This window comes from Spirosoma pulveris (assembly GCF_054781875.1).
Genome location: NZ_BAAGTO010000013.1, coordinates 88,137 through 105,176 on the forward strand (window position 1 = coordinate 88,137; position 17,040 = coordinate 105,176).

The following is a 17,040-nucleotide window of genomic DNA, read 5'->3' on the forward strand; positions in this document are numbered from 1 at the left end:
ACCTCTGTGGCATGAAAATCCAACAAAATGACTAAAAAAACGGTCTTAATCATCGACGACGATCCTCGCAACATATTTGCGTTAAAAGCTACCCTGAAGGCCAAGTCATTCGACTGCCTGGCATGTAGCAGTGCTCAGGAAGCCCTTGACCTGTTGAAGACGGATACAATTATCGACGTAATACTCATCGACATGATGATGCCTGAAATGGACGGCTACGAGGCTATTCCGCGCATTAAGAATCTGGAAAACAGACAAGCAACGCCTATTTACGCCGTTACGGCGCAGGCAATGGTTGGTGATCGGGAAAAATGCCTGCGGGCCGGTGCCACCGATTACATCGCCAAGCCAATTGATGTTGATCGATTGTTGCAATTATTGTCGGGAAGTGAACGATTGCTATGATTGAGGACGAAGAAATCGATTTGTTGCTCACCGATTTGATTGAGGTACATGGATACGACTTCACCCATTACTCCAGAGCGTCGTTAAAACGGCGCATCAATCGACTGTGGCAACTGGACAAATTTCCGAGTTTCGCAGAGCTTCGGTACCGCGTCCGGTCGGATACGGATTACCTCAAACGCTTTGTGGAAGAGGTGACCGTGAACGTTACCGAGATGTTCCGCGATCCTCAGTTTTACCGGGCGCTCCGGAATGAAGTGCTGCCTACGCTGGCGACCAAGCCGTTTATTCGTATCTGGCACGCGGGCTGTTCAACGGGCGAAGAGGTCTTTTCAATGGCAATTCTGCTCAACGAAGCCAACCTGCTTCACAAGTCGCTGCTGTACGCTACCGATTTGAACCCGGAGGTACTGGAAGCCGCCCGCACGGGTATTTTCGCCATGGCACCCATGAAACAGTACTCGGAAAACTACATACTATCGGGGGGTAAAACTGATTTCTCCGTCTACTATACGGCTCAGTACGGGTATGTTAAATTCAACAGCAGCCTGTCTGAGAAGATGGTGTTCTCGACCCATAATCTGGTGTCTGACCAGTCGTTCAACGAATTCGATTTGATCCTCTGCCGAAACGTACTCATCTACTTCGATAAGGCGCTTCAGCAGCGGGTGTTGACCCTGTTCGACGATAGCCTGGGGCCACTCGGCTATCTGGCTCTTGGGGCCAAAGAAACGCTGAAATTTTCTACGTTACAGGCATCCTACCGGCAGCTGGCCGGCGAAAAAATATGGCGGAAACAAAGCTAACCAAACCAGCAGAGGCTATTCTGATTGGCGGCTCCACCGGAAGTATAGAGGTGCTGCTGCGTGTACTGCCCACCCTGCCCGCTCCTTTGTCGTTTGCCCTGATTATCGTGCTGCATCGGAAAAACACCGCCGATTCGACACTGGCAAACCTGTTATCCCTAAAAACAGATAGCCCGCTTCGGGAAGTAGACGACAAAGACCCTATAAAGTCAGGCACTATTTACCTGGCTCCTGCCGATTATCATTTACTTATTGAACAGGATAAGAGCTTTTCGCTGGACGATTCTGAAAAGGTAAACTACAGCCGCCCGTCCATTGACGTCACCTTCGAATCGGCAGCCGATGTGTACGGTTCTTCGTTAATTGGCATTCTTCTATCGGGTGCCAACGCCGACGGCACAAACGGGATGCAGGCCATTCAGAAAAGGGGGGGCTTACTCGTTGCCCAACAGCCCGACACAGCCCTGGTTGGCTATATGCCCCAACAAGCTATCGAAAACACCTCTGTCGATCATGTGCTGGACATACCCGGCATCATTGAATTCTTGAAATCAGTAAATATGGCTCAGCGAACGCCCACATCAGCCTGAAACCTTAAACAAACACCCTTTCGTAGCTGAGCCCAAGCTTATTATCGACGAACTAATGCCGTACATACAGCCGGCAATGGATTGATAAAATCAAATCTTATCGCGATATTGTGCAATATAGTTAACTTATTTATCCGATGGCGTACGACTTTCAGGTGGGCATCATCGGCGCAGGGTTTGCCGGGCTGGTAGCGGCTCTGCGCCTGAAAAAGCAGCATGAAGAATCATTTGTGATCTTTGAGCGCGCCACCGATGTTGGTGGTACCTGGCGGGATAATATTTACCCGGGCTGCGCCTGCGATGTGGCGTCGCCCCTGTACTCATTTGCCGATGAACTGAACCCCAACTGGGTTAATCTGTACTCCAGCCAGCCCGCTATTCTGGCGTATATGCAATCGGTGGTGGAGCGAAATGACCTCCGGAAACACATCCGTTTCAATTCAGACATTGTGAAGGCTCAGTTCATTACCGATCAGGGATGCTGGCAACTCATCGATGCACAGGGGACTACGACAACAGTCCGTGTGCTACTGGCCGCGCTGGGACCGCTGAATAGACCGAATATTCCGAACTTTCCTGGCCTTGCCTCTTTTCAGGGCAAGGTGATCCATTCGGCGCGCTGGGACACAACCTGCGATCTGACGGGTAAACGTGTAGCTGTCATTGGCACCGGTGCCAGCGCCATTCAGCTCGTGCCGGCCATTGCTCCGCTGGTGGAGTCGCTAACAGTTTTTCAGCGCACCCCAGCCTGGATCAGCCACCGGCTGGACCGCCCCCTTTCGGCAGCCACCCGGCAGCGGTTCAGCCGGTTTCCGATCCTGATGAAACTACAGCGGGAATCCATTTATTGGCTCAATGAGTTTGTCGGAATGGGGTTCACAGGCAGCCAATGGCTCAATAACCTTATGAAACACATTTCACTCAAAAAGCTGGCCAATGAAGTAAAAGACCCCGAGACCCGAAAAAAACTAACACCCAATTACATCATCGGCTGCAAACGAATTTTGAAGTCCGACGATTTTTACCCCACCTTCAACCGCCCCAACGTTCACCTCGTAACCGAGCCAATCGATACCTTTAGCCAAACAGGTATAAAAACCATCGACGGGCAGGAACACGTCTTTGATGTGGTCATTCTGGGTACGGGGTTCAAGGTTGCCGATCTGAATTTTTATACTGAGTTTATTGGTAAAGCGGATACCCGTTTACAGGATGTCTGGAAGAAAACAGGCGGAGAAGCGTTTAAGGGCGTTACGACGGCCAACTTCCCTAATCTGGCTTTTATTTTAGGACCTAATACGGGCCTGGGTCATAATTCAGTCATTCATATCATGGAATCGCAGATGAACTACATTATGCAGTACATCAATCAGATTAATCAGTTGGGCGGAACCGGGTATCTGGATGTGAAAGAATCTGTTCAGCAAGCGTATAACCAACGTCTGCAACAGCAGTTTAACGGAACCGTCTGGGCATCGGGCTGCCAGAGTTGGTACATGAATGAAGCCGGTAAAAATACAACCCTGTATCCGCGCCTGAACACTCATTTTCGACGGCTTACAAAGCGGTTCTCCGTAGCCGATTATCAGGTCAACCGTTGAAAATTAATAGCGTATGCGTCTTATTTTCATGCCCGGCTTTGGGGAAGGTCCCCCTAATTTCGCTCCTATAGCCCCTATACTTTCCGGCGATAAACTCTTCATCAATAAGTTGGATTTGCTGAGCGTCGCCCCCCCCCACACGTACGGTTACCCAATACGCCGAACAGCTGATTGAACACTACAACATACTATGAATGACGTTTTACAAAATCTGATCAATAGCCCAAAAGGCTATGTTATGAATCAATTAGCCGTTGTTATTAATCCCATAACGCCCAATTCCTTACGAAAGCGGGTCTGCATATTCATGCCCGAAACGGGGTTTTCTTATTATCTGGACAAAGAATTACACTAAGTGTTTAGGACAAAGATTTATCTCACATACTCAGCCATACCATTGAAAATTTGACGTTGATTTGTGAGAAAACAAATTGAGATTGAACTAGGAATAAATCGAAACCAACGTTAAATTCTGGCTGGCCATCGCTTTGAACGGGCGTTTTATAGGCCAGCTAATTTTAATAATTGTAAACTCCTGTTCGTAGCATACGTCATCTACCGGACTGAAATCCGCTATCATCAACTGTTGAAAAGAGGACGGCTCACTACCACTTGCCGCTAGCTTCCCGCTAATTTTAAAAATTAGCGCATGGGTAACCTAAGGTCAATAAGCTGTTGATTTCGCATCACACGAACAGGCATTGTGCTCATAAAGTGATATTGCTGCTGAACTGAATAAAGCTGATCGATAGTGGCTATTTCCGTCCCATTGACGTTAAGTATTACGTCATTCTTCATCAAGCCAGCTTTAGCTAACTCATTCGATTCCGATAGACTCAGAACTATTATACCGGTTTCTCTGGGCAAGCCAAATGCCGATCGGTCTCCCAGGCCATTCACATTCCGAATTCGGATTCCAAGCCAGGTAATTTCTTTCGCTCCCTTTTCTCCCAGAATACTGTTTAGCTGGGGAATCTTGGGCCTACGGGCAATTGCCCGTAGGTTAGGCTTAAGGACACCAAATTTATCCATCGGAAAATTCAGGAAACCAATCGCCAGTGCTGGACTCTTATTATCAACCCGATAATCCCCCTGATTAGCTTGAATGAATTGAGGGTTACCAAACCGGCTGTGAGTATCCGTCCCGTTCTTCTGCGCCTTCTCCAAGGCTGAGGCATCAGGAAACAAGTTATGATCGATAAACTCTCCCCAGTTATTGATTTGAATGGGATAATACGGACGCATGACAATGTTCCGTTGAAACTTATCGCCACTTTTGGCAAACCAGACATGCGGGTGAAAGGAGTTATTGACGATCACATTATTTTCGGCAGTCCGGTAAAATCCTTCCCGGAACTTCAGCCCGCCGTTCAGCAACACGTTGTTGACAATGACGTAATTACTGCTGCCATCATCGAGATCAATGTCCCAGCCGTGGTCGCAGCGGAACCGGTTATGCCGGATAACGATTGGCTTTTGAGCGTCTAATTCGATCAATTCGGGGTGAGCGGCTACCAGACTATCCATCGTTTTTCGATTCGGGTGCCAGAAGCGATCACGCCCCCAGGAATTAAACGAACCATGATCGCCGGTTTCCAGTACGGTGTCGAACACATCATTGAATTCAATAAAATGGCCGCCCCAGGTGCCGTCGCCAATGTTGATACCTGCGCGTGGCAACTGATAGATCGTATTGTGTCGCACCACAATGTTGGAAGCCATTGAAATCTCAACGCCAGTAGACTGCTTTTCAATCTCGCCGGTGTGGTGAATGAGGTTATCGCTAGCGGTGCAGTTCGCCGGATACTGATTGTTTTTTGGACCCGGCCGAAGGTCCATGTCAACATAGGGAACAAACCACTCATACCGAAAAGAGGGCGACCGAACCGCCGATGTATCGCCCACAAACCCGATGGCCGTAGCCCCAATATGGTGAATATGACAGCCATCGATTGTTGTTTTCCGGTTATATCGGCTCACCAGAATGGCGTTTCCGCCCAGATGAGTAAGTTCACAGGCTTCGATACGGCAATTCTCGGTGTTTTCCAGATAAATCGCAGCACCCCGGTACAACATCCAGTCGCTACGCAGCAGCGGTTCATACGGTTCCATAAACGTCCGCTCGGTATTAACCAGCCGTATGCCATGAATACGTACCTGACGAAGTGGAGTTTTCGGCGTGCCAATCAACTCAACCAACGATTTCAGCCGCGACACATCAACAACGACCGTATTCGGATCTAGACCGGCAGGCGGAATAAACGAAAGGGTATGGGTGGCTTTGTCATAGAACCATTCGCCGGGGGCGTCCAACTCTTCATAGATATTTTCGACAAACCGCTGGTTCTTATGAATCCCCATTGGGCGGTTATTCTGCCACCCCCCTTCGTAGGTGAGCGTATCTCCTGTTTTCCCCGTTATGCGGTAATGAAAATCACCCCACTCATGCTGGTGCATGGCATGAACGTAGCCGCCTTCCGGATTTCTCCAGCGGCTGACTCGTGTTCGGCTGATGGCGTCGGCGGCAGTTCCGTTAAATACCCGCGCCGTTGAATCATAGTTTGGGTAGCGAGCCAGTACCTGCTTTCTGCCGTTAACGTATAGCTGCTCAAACGGTTCGCCCGCTACGTCCGCCGTCCAGATTCGGTCACCGGATTTTTTCCAGCGCAAGGCCAGTTTCCGCCCGCCGTTTAGTTCAACAGGTTCATCCTGGTACGCACTGATCAAAAGCCGCTTGTTACCGACTAGCCTTGGGGTAACACGTACCGTTTTGGGTAAGTAATAGGTGCCTTTACGTAAGTAGATATGCACCTCAGAGTGAGGTGCCATTTTTACTTTTTCCAGCGCTTTCTCCAGCGTTGCCAATGGCGATGCCAATGTGCCTGGCTGCCTATCGCTTCCCGACGGAGACACGAAGATGTGGGTCTGCGTATATCCCGGTACAGCGAAGCCCAACCAGCCAAGCAAGATGCCTCTAAGAACAGCTCGTACTACTTGTGAAGGACAGGTCATTTGCCGTAAGATGGGTTTTGGGAGATGGTATTGTTTTGAATCTCATTATCAGGTATATACCACGTATCATTATACGTACCGATTGGCCGTACCAAATCGCTGCTGCGCAGTGTTTGAATTTTGGTCAGCGTACCGGTACGTTTTAAATCGAACCAGGCGGTACCTTCCTCGTGCAGTTCCCATTTGCGTTCCATATAAACAGCCTCCCGGAACTGTTCTTTCGACAGATTGACCAAGTCTGGCACATTCGTGGCGTCGCTTTTATTGACCCGTGCCCGTTGGCGGATGCGATTAATATATGGATACGCATTGGCAGGGCCACCGATTTCATTTTCGGCTTCAGCGGCTATCAGGTAAATTTCGCCCAGGCGCAAAAAGGGTATGGTGTAATTATTGATGACACCCGAAGGTGTGGCTCCGGCGTCAATGTAGGTAGTATTCACAAACTTGTTATAGAAGGGGGCCAATGGAGTACCATCGGGTCCTTTGTAGTTCAGCTTTATGCCCCACTCTTTCCGTTGGTCGCCCTTGGCAAAACTGTTTATAAACCAGTTTGATGGAAGTAGTATCGGAACAAATCCTTTTGCCGTACTGCTCAAGGATTGTAGTCCGTTGCCGCCAACGTCAACTCGGAAAAGCTGCTCCCAGATGCTTTCGGATGTGTAGACGGTATTATGGAAAAGCTGTGCGTAGTCGGAAACGAGTTGAAATCTGCCTGAATTTATAACGGCTAATGCTTTATCCCGCGCATTCTGAAAATACTGGGTCTGCTTTAAAGGATTACCGGCCATGGTCAAATAAACTTTAGCCAGCAGGGCTGTCGCTACCAGTTTATAAACACGTCCCTGCTGGCTTGCCTGAGCCGGTAAGTTCGCTTCGGCGTAAGTCAAATCGTCAAGAATTAGCTTATACACATCGGCCTGCGGAGAACGAGGTGCCTGCGCCTGGCTATAGTCGCTGATAGGAGTGGTACGTATGGGCAGATCGCCAAAGAACTGCACAAGCTGGAAGTATGCAAAAGCGCGTAAAAACCGGGCTTCTGCTGTAAGTTCCTTCTTTTTAGTGTCTGGCAGATTGGTAGCGGGATCGAGATAACTTAAAATGAAATTCGCATTTTTGATAATCGTGTACCCATTCGCCCATTGCTCCCGCACATTGTAAAAGAAGGGTTGATGATTGTTCTGGTACGTGGGGAGCGCCTGTTCAAAGGAAGGTGAAGGTGAGCCACTGTAATCGCTGAACATTTCCCGCATCATCATGCTGTTGGCACTGAACAGACTGGGCAGGGTTGAATAAATTCCTTTTACTACTTGTTCGTAGCCATCAGCATTGGTAAAAAACGTGTTGGGACTAACAAATGTTCTGGGTTTTTCCTGTAGATCTTCCTGACAGCCGGACAACGTAAGAGCCAGTAAACAACCAAAAACCGTAGAGAATATATAATTTTTCATGGTCGTGCTTCAGTTAAATTAAAAATCAACTTTTATTCCGGCGGTGATCGATTTCATGGATGGATAGTTACCTCTGTCCCACCCATTTACAGAGGCCGCACTCCAGGCAACTTCCGGGTCATAACCGCTGTATTTGGTAATGGTGAGGTAATTCTGCGCACTCACATAAACATTGACCGATGAAACTTTAGCCAACTTCAACAGGGTTGTTGGTAAGGTGTAGCCTAAAGTAATATCACGCAGCTTTACGTAGGAACCGTTTTCGACCCACAGACTATTGGCGTAGTCACGAATGGAACTGCCGCTCTTGGTGGAGGGAATGTCAAACCCGTTCCCGGAGCCGGTCCAGCGCTGGTTAAAAGCTTCTCTGGTCGGCGTCCAGTTCCCGTTCATAGTGATATTGTATTTCCGGAATTCATTGACAATATCATTACCCAGTGAACCCACAAACAAAAGTGACAGATTGAAATTCTTGTACGCCAGGGTATTGTTAAAGCCAAAGGTCACTTTAGGCGTCAGGTGCGTGAGTGTGGTGCGGTCGTTGCCATCGACTATGCCATTGCCATCCCGGTCCCAGAACTTGTAATCACCCGCTCGCTTGGTGGGTTCACCATTTTTAACGGCTTCGTCGTTAGTCTGATAAATGCCTAATACCTTGTAGCCGTATAATTCATTGATATTCTGCCCTACCACTGTTGGGAACCAGTTACCACCCGTGCCAATTTCTTTATACAAGACGGGGTTACCCTGTGGGTCATTCTCCAACTGCAACACCTTGGTATTGTTATGCGACACCGTTACAACCGAGCTCCAGCGTAGCGCGCCGGTAGTATTGATGGATGTCAGTTGAAACTCGAACCCACGGTTTTGTACAGCACCAATGTTCTGCAGAACCGTACTGAACCCTGAAGATGTAGGCAAGCCTACGTTCAGTAACAAATCTTTGGTTTTCTTGTCGTAATAATCCAGTGTTAATTGAATTCGGTCTCGGAGGAATCCAAGATCAAGGCCAATATCCAACTGGCGGGTAGTCTCCCACTTCAGGTTGTTGTAAGCTAACGAGCCCTGTACGTACGCTATGTTATTGACATTGCCAAAGACTACGTTCGTGTTGGAAAGTCGTGCCAGGGTCTGGTAATTACCAATCGCCTGGTTGCCGGAAAAGCCGTACGTTGTTCGAAGTTTAAGGGTTGAGATACTTTGAATTTGTTTCATAAACGGCTCTTCCGATATGCGCCAGGCGAGTGCCCCTGAAGGGAAGAAGGCGAACTTCTTATCCTCCGAAAAACGTGACGAGCCATCGTAGCGCCCCGTTAAGGTGACATAATACTTATCACTGAAATTATAATTCAAACGGCCCAAATACGATACCAGTTTACTATCCGAATAGCCGGTGCCAGGCAGGCCCGGCGTTGTAGCGGCCCCAATATTATTGTTAGCAAAGGCATTGGTAATAAAACCAATACCGGTACCACTGGACAGGCTTTCAGACCGATTACTTTGATACGTAAAACCACCCAGCGCATCGATGGTGTGCTTGCTGAAGCTAGTGGAGTAGGTCAGGTAATCTTCTGTAACGAAGGTGCTGGTGTTACTGTAGCTTTTAGAGGCCCGCCCGCCCGGCTGCCCGATGCTGATTGTCGACGGGGCATAGTAATCGCTTTTGGCATAGCCGCCATCAATTCCCACACTGGTATTTAGCTTTAATCCCTTAATCAGTTCATACACGAGCGTCGTATTGCCAATAAGCCGAAGGTTGGCCGAAGGATTGTACAATTCGCTTGATATGCCTAACGGATTAGTCTCGCCCCAGGGTACACCGGTAAATTTTGTGTAATTGCCATTGGCATCGTATACAGCCTGGGTTGGGGGTATCACCATGGTTGTGAATGGTATACCGCCACCCCCATCGGCTCCGGCATAATTTGCCTGTCGGTAAATTGAATTCTGGAGCGAAAAACTGTTAATGACGGATAACCTTTTACTGATGTCGTAGCTTAAGTTTACGCGGAAGGACATCCGCTTGAAATTGGAGTTCCGAATAATGCCATCCTGATCGTAATACCCGAACGAGGTGTAATATTTCAGATTCTGCGAACCGCCACTGACCGACAGATCATGATTCTGTACAATGGCATTTCGATATACCAAATCCTGCCAGTCAGTGCCTTTACTTCCCAGCGAGTCGATTTGAGTTGCCGTCCAGGGTAATGCCTTTTGGGGGTTGTTCAGGCCCGATGCATTATCGTTGGTTATTACTTCATTCTGTAGAACGGCATAATCGCGGGCGCCAATCAGGTCGATTTTTTTACGTAGGCTCTGCACCCCGTAATAGCCATTATACGATACCTTGGGTTTACCTTCCTTTCCTTTTTTTGTAGAAATAATAATAACACCATTCGCTCCGCGCGAGCCGTAGATTGCCGTCGAAGAGGCATCTTTGAGCACTTCAATCCGGTCGATATCGTCGGGATTCAACTGGGCACTCAGTCCGTCCAGCGGTAGCCCGTCAACGACATAAAGGGGTGCATTGCCTCCGCTGATTGAGTTAGTACCTCTTATTTTAATGATCATACCCTCCCCCGGTTGGCCCGATGACTGATTGACCTGAACCCCGGCGGCATTGCCCTGCAACGCCTGCGCTACGTTGGAAATACCTTTAACCTGCGTTATTTTGTCAGACCCCACTGAGGATACCGAACCCGTCAGATCCGATTTTTTGACCGAGCCATACCCAACCACCACCACTTCGTTCAGGGATTGATTATCAGGTAAAAGGGTTAGCGTCATCTGGGTCTGATTACCCACTGTCACTTCCTGACTCTGGTAACCGACAAAACTAAAAATCAGAACGGCACTGGCATCCGGTACGTCAATTCTATACGCGCCCCTGGCATCGGTCGTCGTTCCGCGATTAGTTCCTTTCAGAACGATACTGACGCCTGGTAAACCACTTCCTTTTTCGTCCTGAACTGTTCCTGAAACAGGCAGTTCATTAATCATCAGCGGTTTACTGCCGGCGAATTGCTGGTTTGCTTCCAGCCATGACTCGGGTTCTGGTTCTTCTCTTGAAAAAATAATCTGCTTCCCTGCCACTACGTATTGAACATGGCGCGGTTTAAGCAGTCGGGTAAGCAGATCGGCCAATCGTTCGTTATGGGCAGAAATTGACACGCGTTCATCAGATCGAATCACTTTCGAATTGAAAACAAATTTTACGTTGGCAATCTGGCTAACCTGCATCAGGGCCTGTTTCAGCGTAGCCTGTGTGATGGTTATGTTTACTCGCTGGTCAAGCACCTCCTGCGCTTCTACGTCGCCAGCGTAACTGACGGCGGTAAGTATCAACGCCACAAAAAGCTGAATGGCAGTGATTTTCATTAGCGTAAGCGTTAATGATTTTTTCATTAGATTTAGCGGGTTTTTGTTGAAAACAGACAAACCAATTCCTCTCATCCATAAATCATGGATGCTCTGGCTGAGAAAGTAGAGGGAGTTTCTAAGAGCCGATAGTGCCTGGCCGCACTATCGGCTTAATTTTTAAATCAGGCGAGAAAGTTAAATTCTAGCATAGGCGATAAACGTTAGTTGTTAAGGTGAAAAACTGATGTTTGGGTATATAAAGAATGCAGCTGCCCGGTTACCGCACCCTGACCCGTGATAATACATATGGCAAGATGCTGTGTTCGTAATTGAAGTGAACCAATCTACCTTGTGGTCAGTCGTTTAAGTCATCTTACTACCGGCATCCTGTTGAGTGAATGACGATTTTGCCGTCGATAATCTCGAACGTAGCGCCTATTCCTTTACAAACAATTGCCAGTTTTTCGGTCATCGTTTCCTCGCCCAGTGAGGCTGTCAGCGCACAGTCACGCAGCAAATCAGAATCGTAAATGATATCGATACCGTAGGCTTGCTCAAATCGCTGCAGTACATCACTAACGGGCGTTTCGTCGAAATCAAAATCATTGATTTTAACGTTCCTGTCAATCACGATTGGTTTTTCAACCAGCATCTTCTGGAAAACGGCGTCCGTTTTCGAAAAATTGACCTGTTGATTGGGGGTAAGTGAAATGATGCGTTTATCGACAGAACCTTTACGCTGGTTCTCCGAGATAGCGCGGGCGTATACGGCAACTTTTCCCGTGCGTACGGCTACCGTTAATTGCTGTTGCTGCGGGTAAGCACTAACCCGAAAGCTCGTTCCCAAAACGCGCGTAATAATTTGGTCAGCATAAACCAGAAAAGGTTTGGCAGGGTTACGCTTTACCTCGAAGAACGCTTCGCCAACCAGCTCCACTTCCCGGCTCGAATCGCTGAATACAGCTGGGTAGGTTAGTACAGAGTGGGGCGACAACGTAGCAACACTACCGTCAGGAAGCTTTATCTGGATGGAATGCTGCGTGTCGTTACGTTGCCTCTGTATGCCATTTAGCTCATTGTTTAATGATAACTCTGATCCGGTTACCAACTGATTGTCTGAACTATAAAACCACCAGCCTATACCTAGCAGAAGCACGACCGTAGCTGCTATAGCCAGCCACGTAGTGTACGAGCGCGTTAGTTTATGAAACGGCTGCCCAGGGCTCTGAACGCTTATTTTTTGCAGCATCCGCTGTACATCCTGTTCAATCTGATCCGAACTTATCAGGGACTGTTCAGGGTTCAGGCTCAGCAAAAACTGACGAGCCAGTTTCACTTCGCCCATCTGTTCAGGATGCTGCTCTAACCATTCCTGCCAAAAGGCTTCATTCGTAGCCGTCGGATTCCGGACCCAGCTCTGGAAAAACGGATCGACCAGAAAATCTTCAGTGGTGAATCTGGTATAGTCAGGCATAATGTATCGCTTTCATCTTTCGATAGGGAAAATGAATAAGCAGATACTGCTTTTAGTAAAAAAAATAGTAAATATTTTATAAATCTCTCCAAAGGGTATAGGAAAGCAGCAAGCAAAGAAGGAAAAACTCGGGATTAATTTGCTGCCGTAACTGCCCAAAGGTAGTCTGAAATAAATTGGAAACGGATTGTTCAGAGATGCCCATAATCCGAGCGATGGATGGCCGGTCTAAATTCTCGTAAAAGCGCAGATAAACAGCTTCTTTAGCTCGATTCGGTAGTTTATCCAATAGTTTTCCGATTCGGTTTGCATGCTGATGCAGACTTTCATCGTCAATAAACTGATCTTCCGGCGAGAAAGAAGTGTCAAAAAATAACGTGTTGTCTTTCTCCAACGCAGACTGATAATCGTATCGCTGATAGTCCAGATGATGTTGGTGCAGTAGTCGGCGTAGCATCGTCATGAGATAAGGCCTTACTTGTGCCGTGGTAAGTGCACTTAAGCTAGTCCGTCGACTCCAGAGTTCCACGAATATATCCTGCATACAATCGCGGATGATGTCCGTATTACGACTGAACTTGGTTCCATAATGAAACAACGCGGCATAGTGTTTAGTCATCAGTTGCCCAAGCGCTGCTGAATCGCCCTGCTGGAACTGACGCCATATGAGTGCATCATCATCTTCCCTATCCCTATACATGCTTGTTAAAAGTAGAAGCTATTTCCAAATTTAAATTTTTTCTCCAAAAACAAACATTTTTATGCATGTGTTTGTTTTTGAGGGAATATTTTCGCTAATCTATTTGCTGAAAAATAACTTGCACCAATACCTGGATGTCTATTCTCATAGCATTACCATCTTTATCTTAATGAGACCACACGCAAAGTAGGCTTGTCTAAGAAAAGAACCAGGAAATAATTCGTGTCAGTAATGTCAATTACCTAAAAATGATGTTCAACTGCACTATAGCTTAGGTGGTCAGGGTAAGCCGCTCGTCTTGTTACCAGGTTGGCCTCAAACTTGGTGGAGCTATCACAAAATCATGCCCTTGCTGGCTGACGACTATCAGGTCATAGTGATTGAGCTGCGCGGCATAGGAGGCTCGGATAAACCGTTGGCAGGCTATTTTAAAAAGGGGATGGCGGGTGATGTATCCGCCTTACTCGACCAGTTGGGCATTGAGCATACCAAAATTGCCGGTCATGATGTCGGAGCTGCTGTAGCCTTCAGTTTCGCGACCCATTTTCCTGAAAAGACCGAAAAGCTGTCAGTTGGAATTAAAGGAAGTAGTAGGGTCAGGCCATTTTATACAGGAAGAGAGGCCCCTTGAAACGACTCGTTTCATCCGCGATTTTTTAGGCTAGCCAAGTCATTAAACAATCGACAACTAGCTTTTTGCGATTTGCGTATTGGTTAGTAAGAAAATTGCTAATCAATATGATCGTTAATTTTGTTCTTAGTCCAGTTTCACAAAACCCTCCCACCTGAGACGAGCTGGAGTAGACCTTATTGTTCCAACGGGACAGATTTACACGCTAAGCAACCGCAGCCGCGGACGGTGAGTTTTATAGTTGACAGGATACTAGATACTGATTACCAGACTGTTAGTAAACAGGCTGGGCCGCCCATGCGGGATGTTAAAGGGAGTCATAAAAAGGGCAATTTGTTTAATCAGAGAGAGTGATCTATTCTATCAAAAAGGATTTCCTTACTGACAATCCTTGTCTAACTCCCTGATGAACAAGATCCAACTGAGATATTAGTTCACGAACGTATACATATGCGGGCAGTTGGAGCCCAGACCCAGGCCCTACCGTCTGTTAGAAGAAGAAGTCCACTATGGGCTAGTGGCTAAAAGCTAATAGCCCATAGCTGATAACTTCTTTACAATCACCTTCTGATCTGCTTTGGAATTTGTCAGATCCAGCGAAGTTTTGAAATGATTTACCGCTTTTTCGTTGTCGATGCCCGTGTACAATTCACCTAATAATACATGGTATAAAGGGTGGGTAGTGAGATTCAGTTTCTCTGCTTCCAGGATCGCAATTTCTTTCCCGTTTGCTTTCGACAACGCGTAAGTTCGGTTTAAGGCGGCCATCGGTGAATAGTCGATGATCAACAATTGATTGTAGAGTTGCAGAATGCTTTCCCACTTTTCCTTTGTATCCTTTTTAAGGGTATGAAAATACGCAATCCCAGCTTCCAGGTGATATTTGGATAGCTTATTCCCCGATGAAGACTGGTTCAGAAAATACTCGCCCTGCCGGATCAGGTCTTCGTCCCAGAGCTTTTCATCCTGATCTTCATACAACACCGTTTCTCCTTCTGAATTGATCCGGGCTTCGAACCGGGAGGCATGGAAACACATTAAGGCAAGCAACGCATACACGGGCGGCTGACTCGTGAGCTTGCTTTCCAAAAGCAAATTTGTGAGTCGGACAGCTTCGAGGCAAACATCCTTGCGCAGTGTTACAGTGCATCCTGAAGCATAATAACCTTCATTAAAAAGCAGATAGAGTGTGGTTAGCACATTTTCCAGGCGCTTCTGAATTTCAGCAGCCTCCGGAAATTCAATTTTCACCTGATTCGAACGCAGCTTTTCCCGGGCACGAAAAAGGCGTTTGGTAATGGTTTCTTTGTTGGTTAAAAACGCAGCTGCGATTTCATGTATACCAAAACCGCAAAGGATGTTGAGTGACAGCCCAATTTGTGCCTCCGCCGGAATGGACGGGTGACAGATCGCAAACATCATCTGTAACTGGCTATCGGTGATGTTCCGGTCCGAAAGATCAACGTCGACCCCGGCACCGGAACTTTCCACACCATTTTGCTCATACATAATCTGCTGCGCAATTTTCTCATTAAACAGCGTATTGCGTTTGAGGTAATCCTTTGCCTTGTTTTTAGCGACGGCATATAGCCAGGCCGTGGGATTTTCCGGAAGTCCTTTTATCCCCCATGTTTCCGAAGCCTGCAAAAAGGTATCACTCGCAATATCCTGCGCAACTTCAATGTGCTCCAGACCGAACCGTTTCGTGAGAACGGCTGTGATTTTCCGGTATTCTATTCTGAAAAGATGAGGTATCAGGTCTGGTTCGCTCATTTAACTGGCAATTTCTCTGACTTCTACATTTCCCCCGTCGAGCAGGATGGGACAGCCACCGGCAGTGGCCGCAGCTTCTTCCAACGATTCGGCTTTTACAATAATGTAGCCGGTGATCGATTCTTTGATTTCGGTATACGGACCATCGGTGATCACCTGACCCGGGCGTACCACTTTTCCGTCCTGAACCAGCCGGTTTCCACGATTGGATAGCTTGTTTTGTGCGGCAATGCTTCCAAACCAGTCCATCCACAGTTTCAGGTTCGCCTGCATTTCTTCCGGCGATGCCGATGGTCCGTCATGTTGCGGGGATCTGAAAATTAATAAGAAATCTTTCATTGCGGGAATGTTTAGAGGTTAAAAACAAATGACGATCGGAAAGGCCGGGAGTGGACAAAATCTGAGATTTTTTTAAAAAGATTTTCACCTTCCAGTAACAACCCTTAAATCAACAGAAAAAAGCTTTTGACTACTGTGGTATGATTGGTTAGAAATTCCAGCCCCTTCAGGTTGGCTGGGCGGCTACCTGGCGTGCACCCTGCTTACAGACAAGGCCGCCCAGTAAAAAATTGCAGCAGGTCGCCAAAGAGTTGCCAGTAGTGTTTGTCTACGTGTGCACAGCCCGAGATTCGGACGAGGAAAAGTGAAAGCGAAAAGCAACTGAATTAAAATGGCCTGGCATTCACTTTTTCATTGATAATGCACTGGCTGCGAACAGGTGGCAGTCTCTCTCCTTTAGTGGTTACCCAGGTTATGCCTTCATCGATCAGAGTAGGACCTATACGTTAGGGGCCATCAGGTGGTTATCAGCCATAAAAGGCAAGGATAACCTGGCGGCATTGCTTAAGTAAACGGACGAAACCTGTGAAGTCTGTCATTGACTTACAGCTAATTGCATTCAGCGCAGGTAGAGAAGCCCAGACTGACTCGTCCTCACATAACACTCGAATAAATAGCCGGTTTTTCCTCAAGCCTTCTAGCAAACAAATGGGTTATCAACGATAGCGTAGTTTTTCTAACGAGCCAATCAGATCTGGCAGGAAATCGGTAAAGGCTGGATAGTTAGCTTGATTCTTCTACTAATAAGCCAGCCGGGCACTAAAATGATTCTGGTAGGGCCAATCTTTGTACAAGCGTCGAAGTCGATGGCTTTCTCGGGGAAGACCCCTATTTAAGGCAATCTGTATTTTACCGGCGCGCACCGTCAATTCGTTGAAAACCGTCAGCCAGTCCG

Annotated in this window: 13 protein-coding genes; 6 read left to right on the forward strand and 7 right to left on the reverse strand. The window is 47.4% G+C overall.

What is annotated here, in order from left to right; translation table 11 throughout:
* Positions 1-27: 27 nt before the first annotated feature.
* The 5 genes from ACYVJM_RS27640 to ACYVJM_RS27660 all read left to right on the forward strand — a co-directional run bounded on the left by ACYVJM_RS27640 (position 28) and on the right by ACYVJM_RS27660 (position 3,757).
* Positions 28-405, forward strand: a complete 378-nt coding sequence (locus tag ACYVJM_RS27640; protein WP_461151456.1) for a response regulator — start codon at positions 28-30, stop codon at positions 403-405.
* A complete protein-coding gene (locus tag ACYVJM_RS27645; RefSeq protein ID WP_461151457.1) occupies positions 402-1,211 on the forward strand; it encodes a CheR family methyltransferase in 810 nt (269 codons plus the stop codon). Before ACYVJM_RS27640 ends, ACYVJM_RS27645 begins: the two co-directional genes overlap by 4 nt.
* A complete protein-coding gene (locus ACYVJM_RS27650; RefSeq protein ID WP_461151458.1) occupies positions 1,193-1,801 on the forward strand; it encodes a chemotaxis protein CheB in 609 nt (202 codons plus the stop codon). The genes ACYVJM_RS27645 and ACYVJM_RS27650 overlap by 19 nt, the downstream gene beginning before the upstream one ends.
* A gap of 137 nt (positions 1,802-1,938) precedes the next feature.
* Positions 1,939-3,402 (forward strand): flavin-containing monooxygenase, encoded by a 1,464-nt coding sequence (locus tag ACYVJM_RS27655; protein ID WP_461151459.1) that lies wholly within the window; start codon positions 1,939-1,941, stop codon positions 3,400-3,402.
* Between the two features lie 190 nt (positions 3,403-3,592).
* The gene (locus ACYVJM_RS27660; RefSeq protein ID WP_461151460.1) at positions 3,593-3,757 is read left to right on the forward strand and encodes a hypothetical protein; all 165 of its coding nucleotides are present in this window, start codon (positions 3,593-3,595) and stop codon (positions 3,755-3,757) included.
* A 287-nt stretch (positions 3,758-4,044) separates the two neighbouring features.
* Here ACYVJM_RS27660 and ACYVJM_RS27665 read toward each other — a convergent pair whose 3' ends face one another.
* From ACYVJM_RS27665 to ACYVJM_RS27685, 5 genes are all read right to left on the reverse strand, one after another.
* Positions 4,045-6,414, reverse strand: a complete 2,370-nt coding sequence (locus ACYVJM_RS27665; RefSeq protein WP_461151461.1) for a right-handed parallel beta-helix repeat-containing protein — start codon at positions 6,412-6,414, stop codon at positions 4,045-4,047.
* The gene (locus tag ACYVJM_RS27670) at positions 6,411-7,865 is read right to left on the reverse strand and encodes a RagB/SusD family nutrient uptake outer membrane protein (protein ID WP_461151462.1); all 1,455 of its coding nucleotides are present in this window, start codon (positions 7,863-7,865) and stop codon (positions 6,411-6,413) included. The genes ACYVJM_RS27665 and ACYVJM_RS27670 overlap by 4 nt, the downstream gene beginning before the upstream one ends.
* 18 nt (positions 7,866-7,883) lie before the next feature.
* Positions 7,884-11,246, reverse strand: a complete 3,363-nt coding sequence (locus tag ACYVJM_RS27675) for a TonB-dependent receptor (protein WP_461151463.1) — start codon at positions 11,244-11,246, stop codon at positions 7,884-7,886.
* Positions 11,247-11,604: 358 nt separating this feature from the next.
* A complete protein-coding gene (locus tag ACYVJM_RS27680) occupies positions 11,605-12,702 on the reverse strand; it encodes a FecR family protein (protein WP_461151464.1) in 1,098 nt (365 codons plus the stop codon).
* 76 nt (positions 12,703-12,778) lie between these two features.
* On the reverse strand, positions 12,779-13,402 hold the full coding sequence (locus ACYVJM_RS27685; RefSeq protein ID WP_461151465.1) for an RNA polymerase sigma factor: 624 nt from the start codon (positions 13,400-13,402) through the stop codon (positions 12,779-12,781).
* Positions 13,403-13,700: 298 nt separating this feature from the next.
* Between ACYVJM_RS27685 and ACYVJM_RS27690 the strand changes: the two genes are divergently transcribed.
* Complete coding sequence (locus ACYVJM_RS27690; protein ID WP_461151466.1) at positions 13,701-14,033, forward strand: alpha/beta fold hydrolase; 333 nt, start codon at positions 13,701-13,703, stop codon at positions 14,031-14,033.
* Positions 14,034-14,561: 528 nt separating this feature from the next.
* Here ACYVJM_RS27690 and ACYVJM_RS27695 read toward each other — a convergent pair.
* Positions 14,562-15,806 carry an RNA polymerase sigma factor gene (locus tag ACYVJM_RS27695; RefSeq protein ID WP_461151467.1) on the reverse strand — a complete coding sequence of 415 codons (1,245 nt, stop codon included), beginning with the start codon at positions 15,804-15,806 and terminating at the stop codon, positions 14,562-14,564.
* The gene (locus ACYVJM_RS27700; protein ID WP_461151468.1) at positions 15,807-16,145 is read right to left on the reverse strand and encodes a YciI family protein; all 339 of its coding nucleotides are present in this window, start codon (positions 16,143-16,145) and stop codon (positions 15,807-15,809) included.
* Positions 16,146-17,040 lie beyond the last annotated feature (895 nt).

Bases quoted from the DNA above. Each gene is read 5' to 3' on its own strand.
- ACYVJM_RS27640 (WP_461151456.1), top strand. From the start codon at position 28: ATGACTAAAAAAACGGTCTTAATCATCGACGACGATCCTCGCAACATA.
- ACYVJM_RS27645 (WP_461151457.1), top strand. From the start codon at position 402: ATGATTGAGGACGAAGAAATCGATTTGTTGCTCACCGATTTGATTGAG.
- ACYVJM_RS27650 (WP_461151458.1), top strand. From the start codon at position 1,193: ATGGCGGAAACAAAGCTAACCAAACCAGCAGAGGCTATTCTGATTGGC.
- ACYVJM_RS27655 (WP_461151459.1), top strand. From the start codon at position 1,939: ATGGCGTACGACTTTCAGGTGGGCATCATCGGCGCAGGGTTTGCCGGG.
- ACYVJM_RS27660 (WP_461151460.1), top strand. From the start codon at position 3,593: ATGAATGACGTTTTACAAAATCTGATCAATAGCCCAAAAGGCTATGTT.
- ACYVJM_RS27665 (WP_461151461.1), bottom strand. From the start codon at position 6,414: ATGACCTGTCCTTCACAAGTAGTACGAGCTGTTCTTAGAGGCATCTTG.
- ACYVJM_RS27670 (WP_461151462.1), bottom strand. From the start codon at position 7,865: ATGAAAAATTATATATTCTCTACGGTTTTTGGTTGTTTACTGGCTCTT.
- ACYVJM_RS27675 (WP_461151463.1), bottom strand. From the start codon at position 11,246: ATGAAAATCACTGCCATTCAGCTTTTTGTGGCGTTGATACTTACCGCC.
- ACYVJM_RS27680 (WP_461151464.1), bottom strand. From the start codon at position 12,702: ATGCCTGACTATACCAGATTCACCACTGAAGATTTTCTGGTCGATCCG.
- ACYVJM_RS27685 (WP_461151465.1), bottom strand. From the start codon at position 13,402: ATGTATAGGGATAGGGAAGATGATGATGCACTCATATGGCGTCAGTTC.
- ACYVJM_RS27695 (WP_461151467.1), bottom strand. From the start codon at position 15,806: ATGAGCGAACCAGACCTGATACCTCATCTTTTCAGAATAGAATACCGG.
- ACYVJM_RS27700 (WP_461151468.1), bottom strand. From the start codon at position 16,145: ATGAAAGATTTCTTATTAATTTTCAGATCCCCGCAACATGACGGACCA.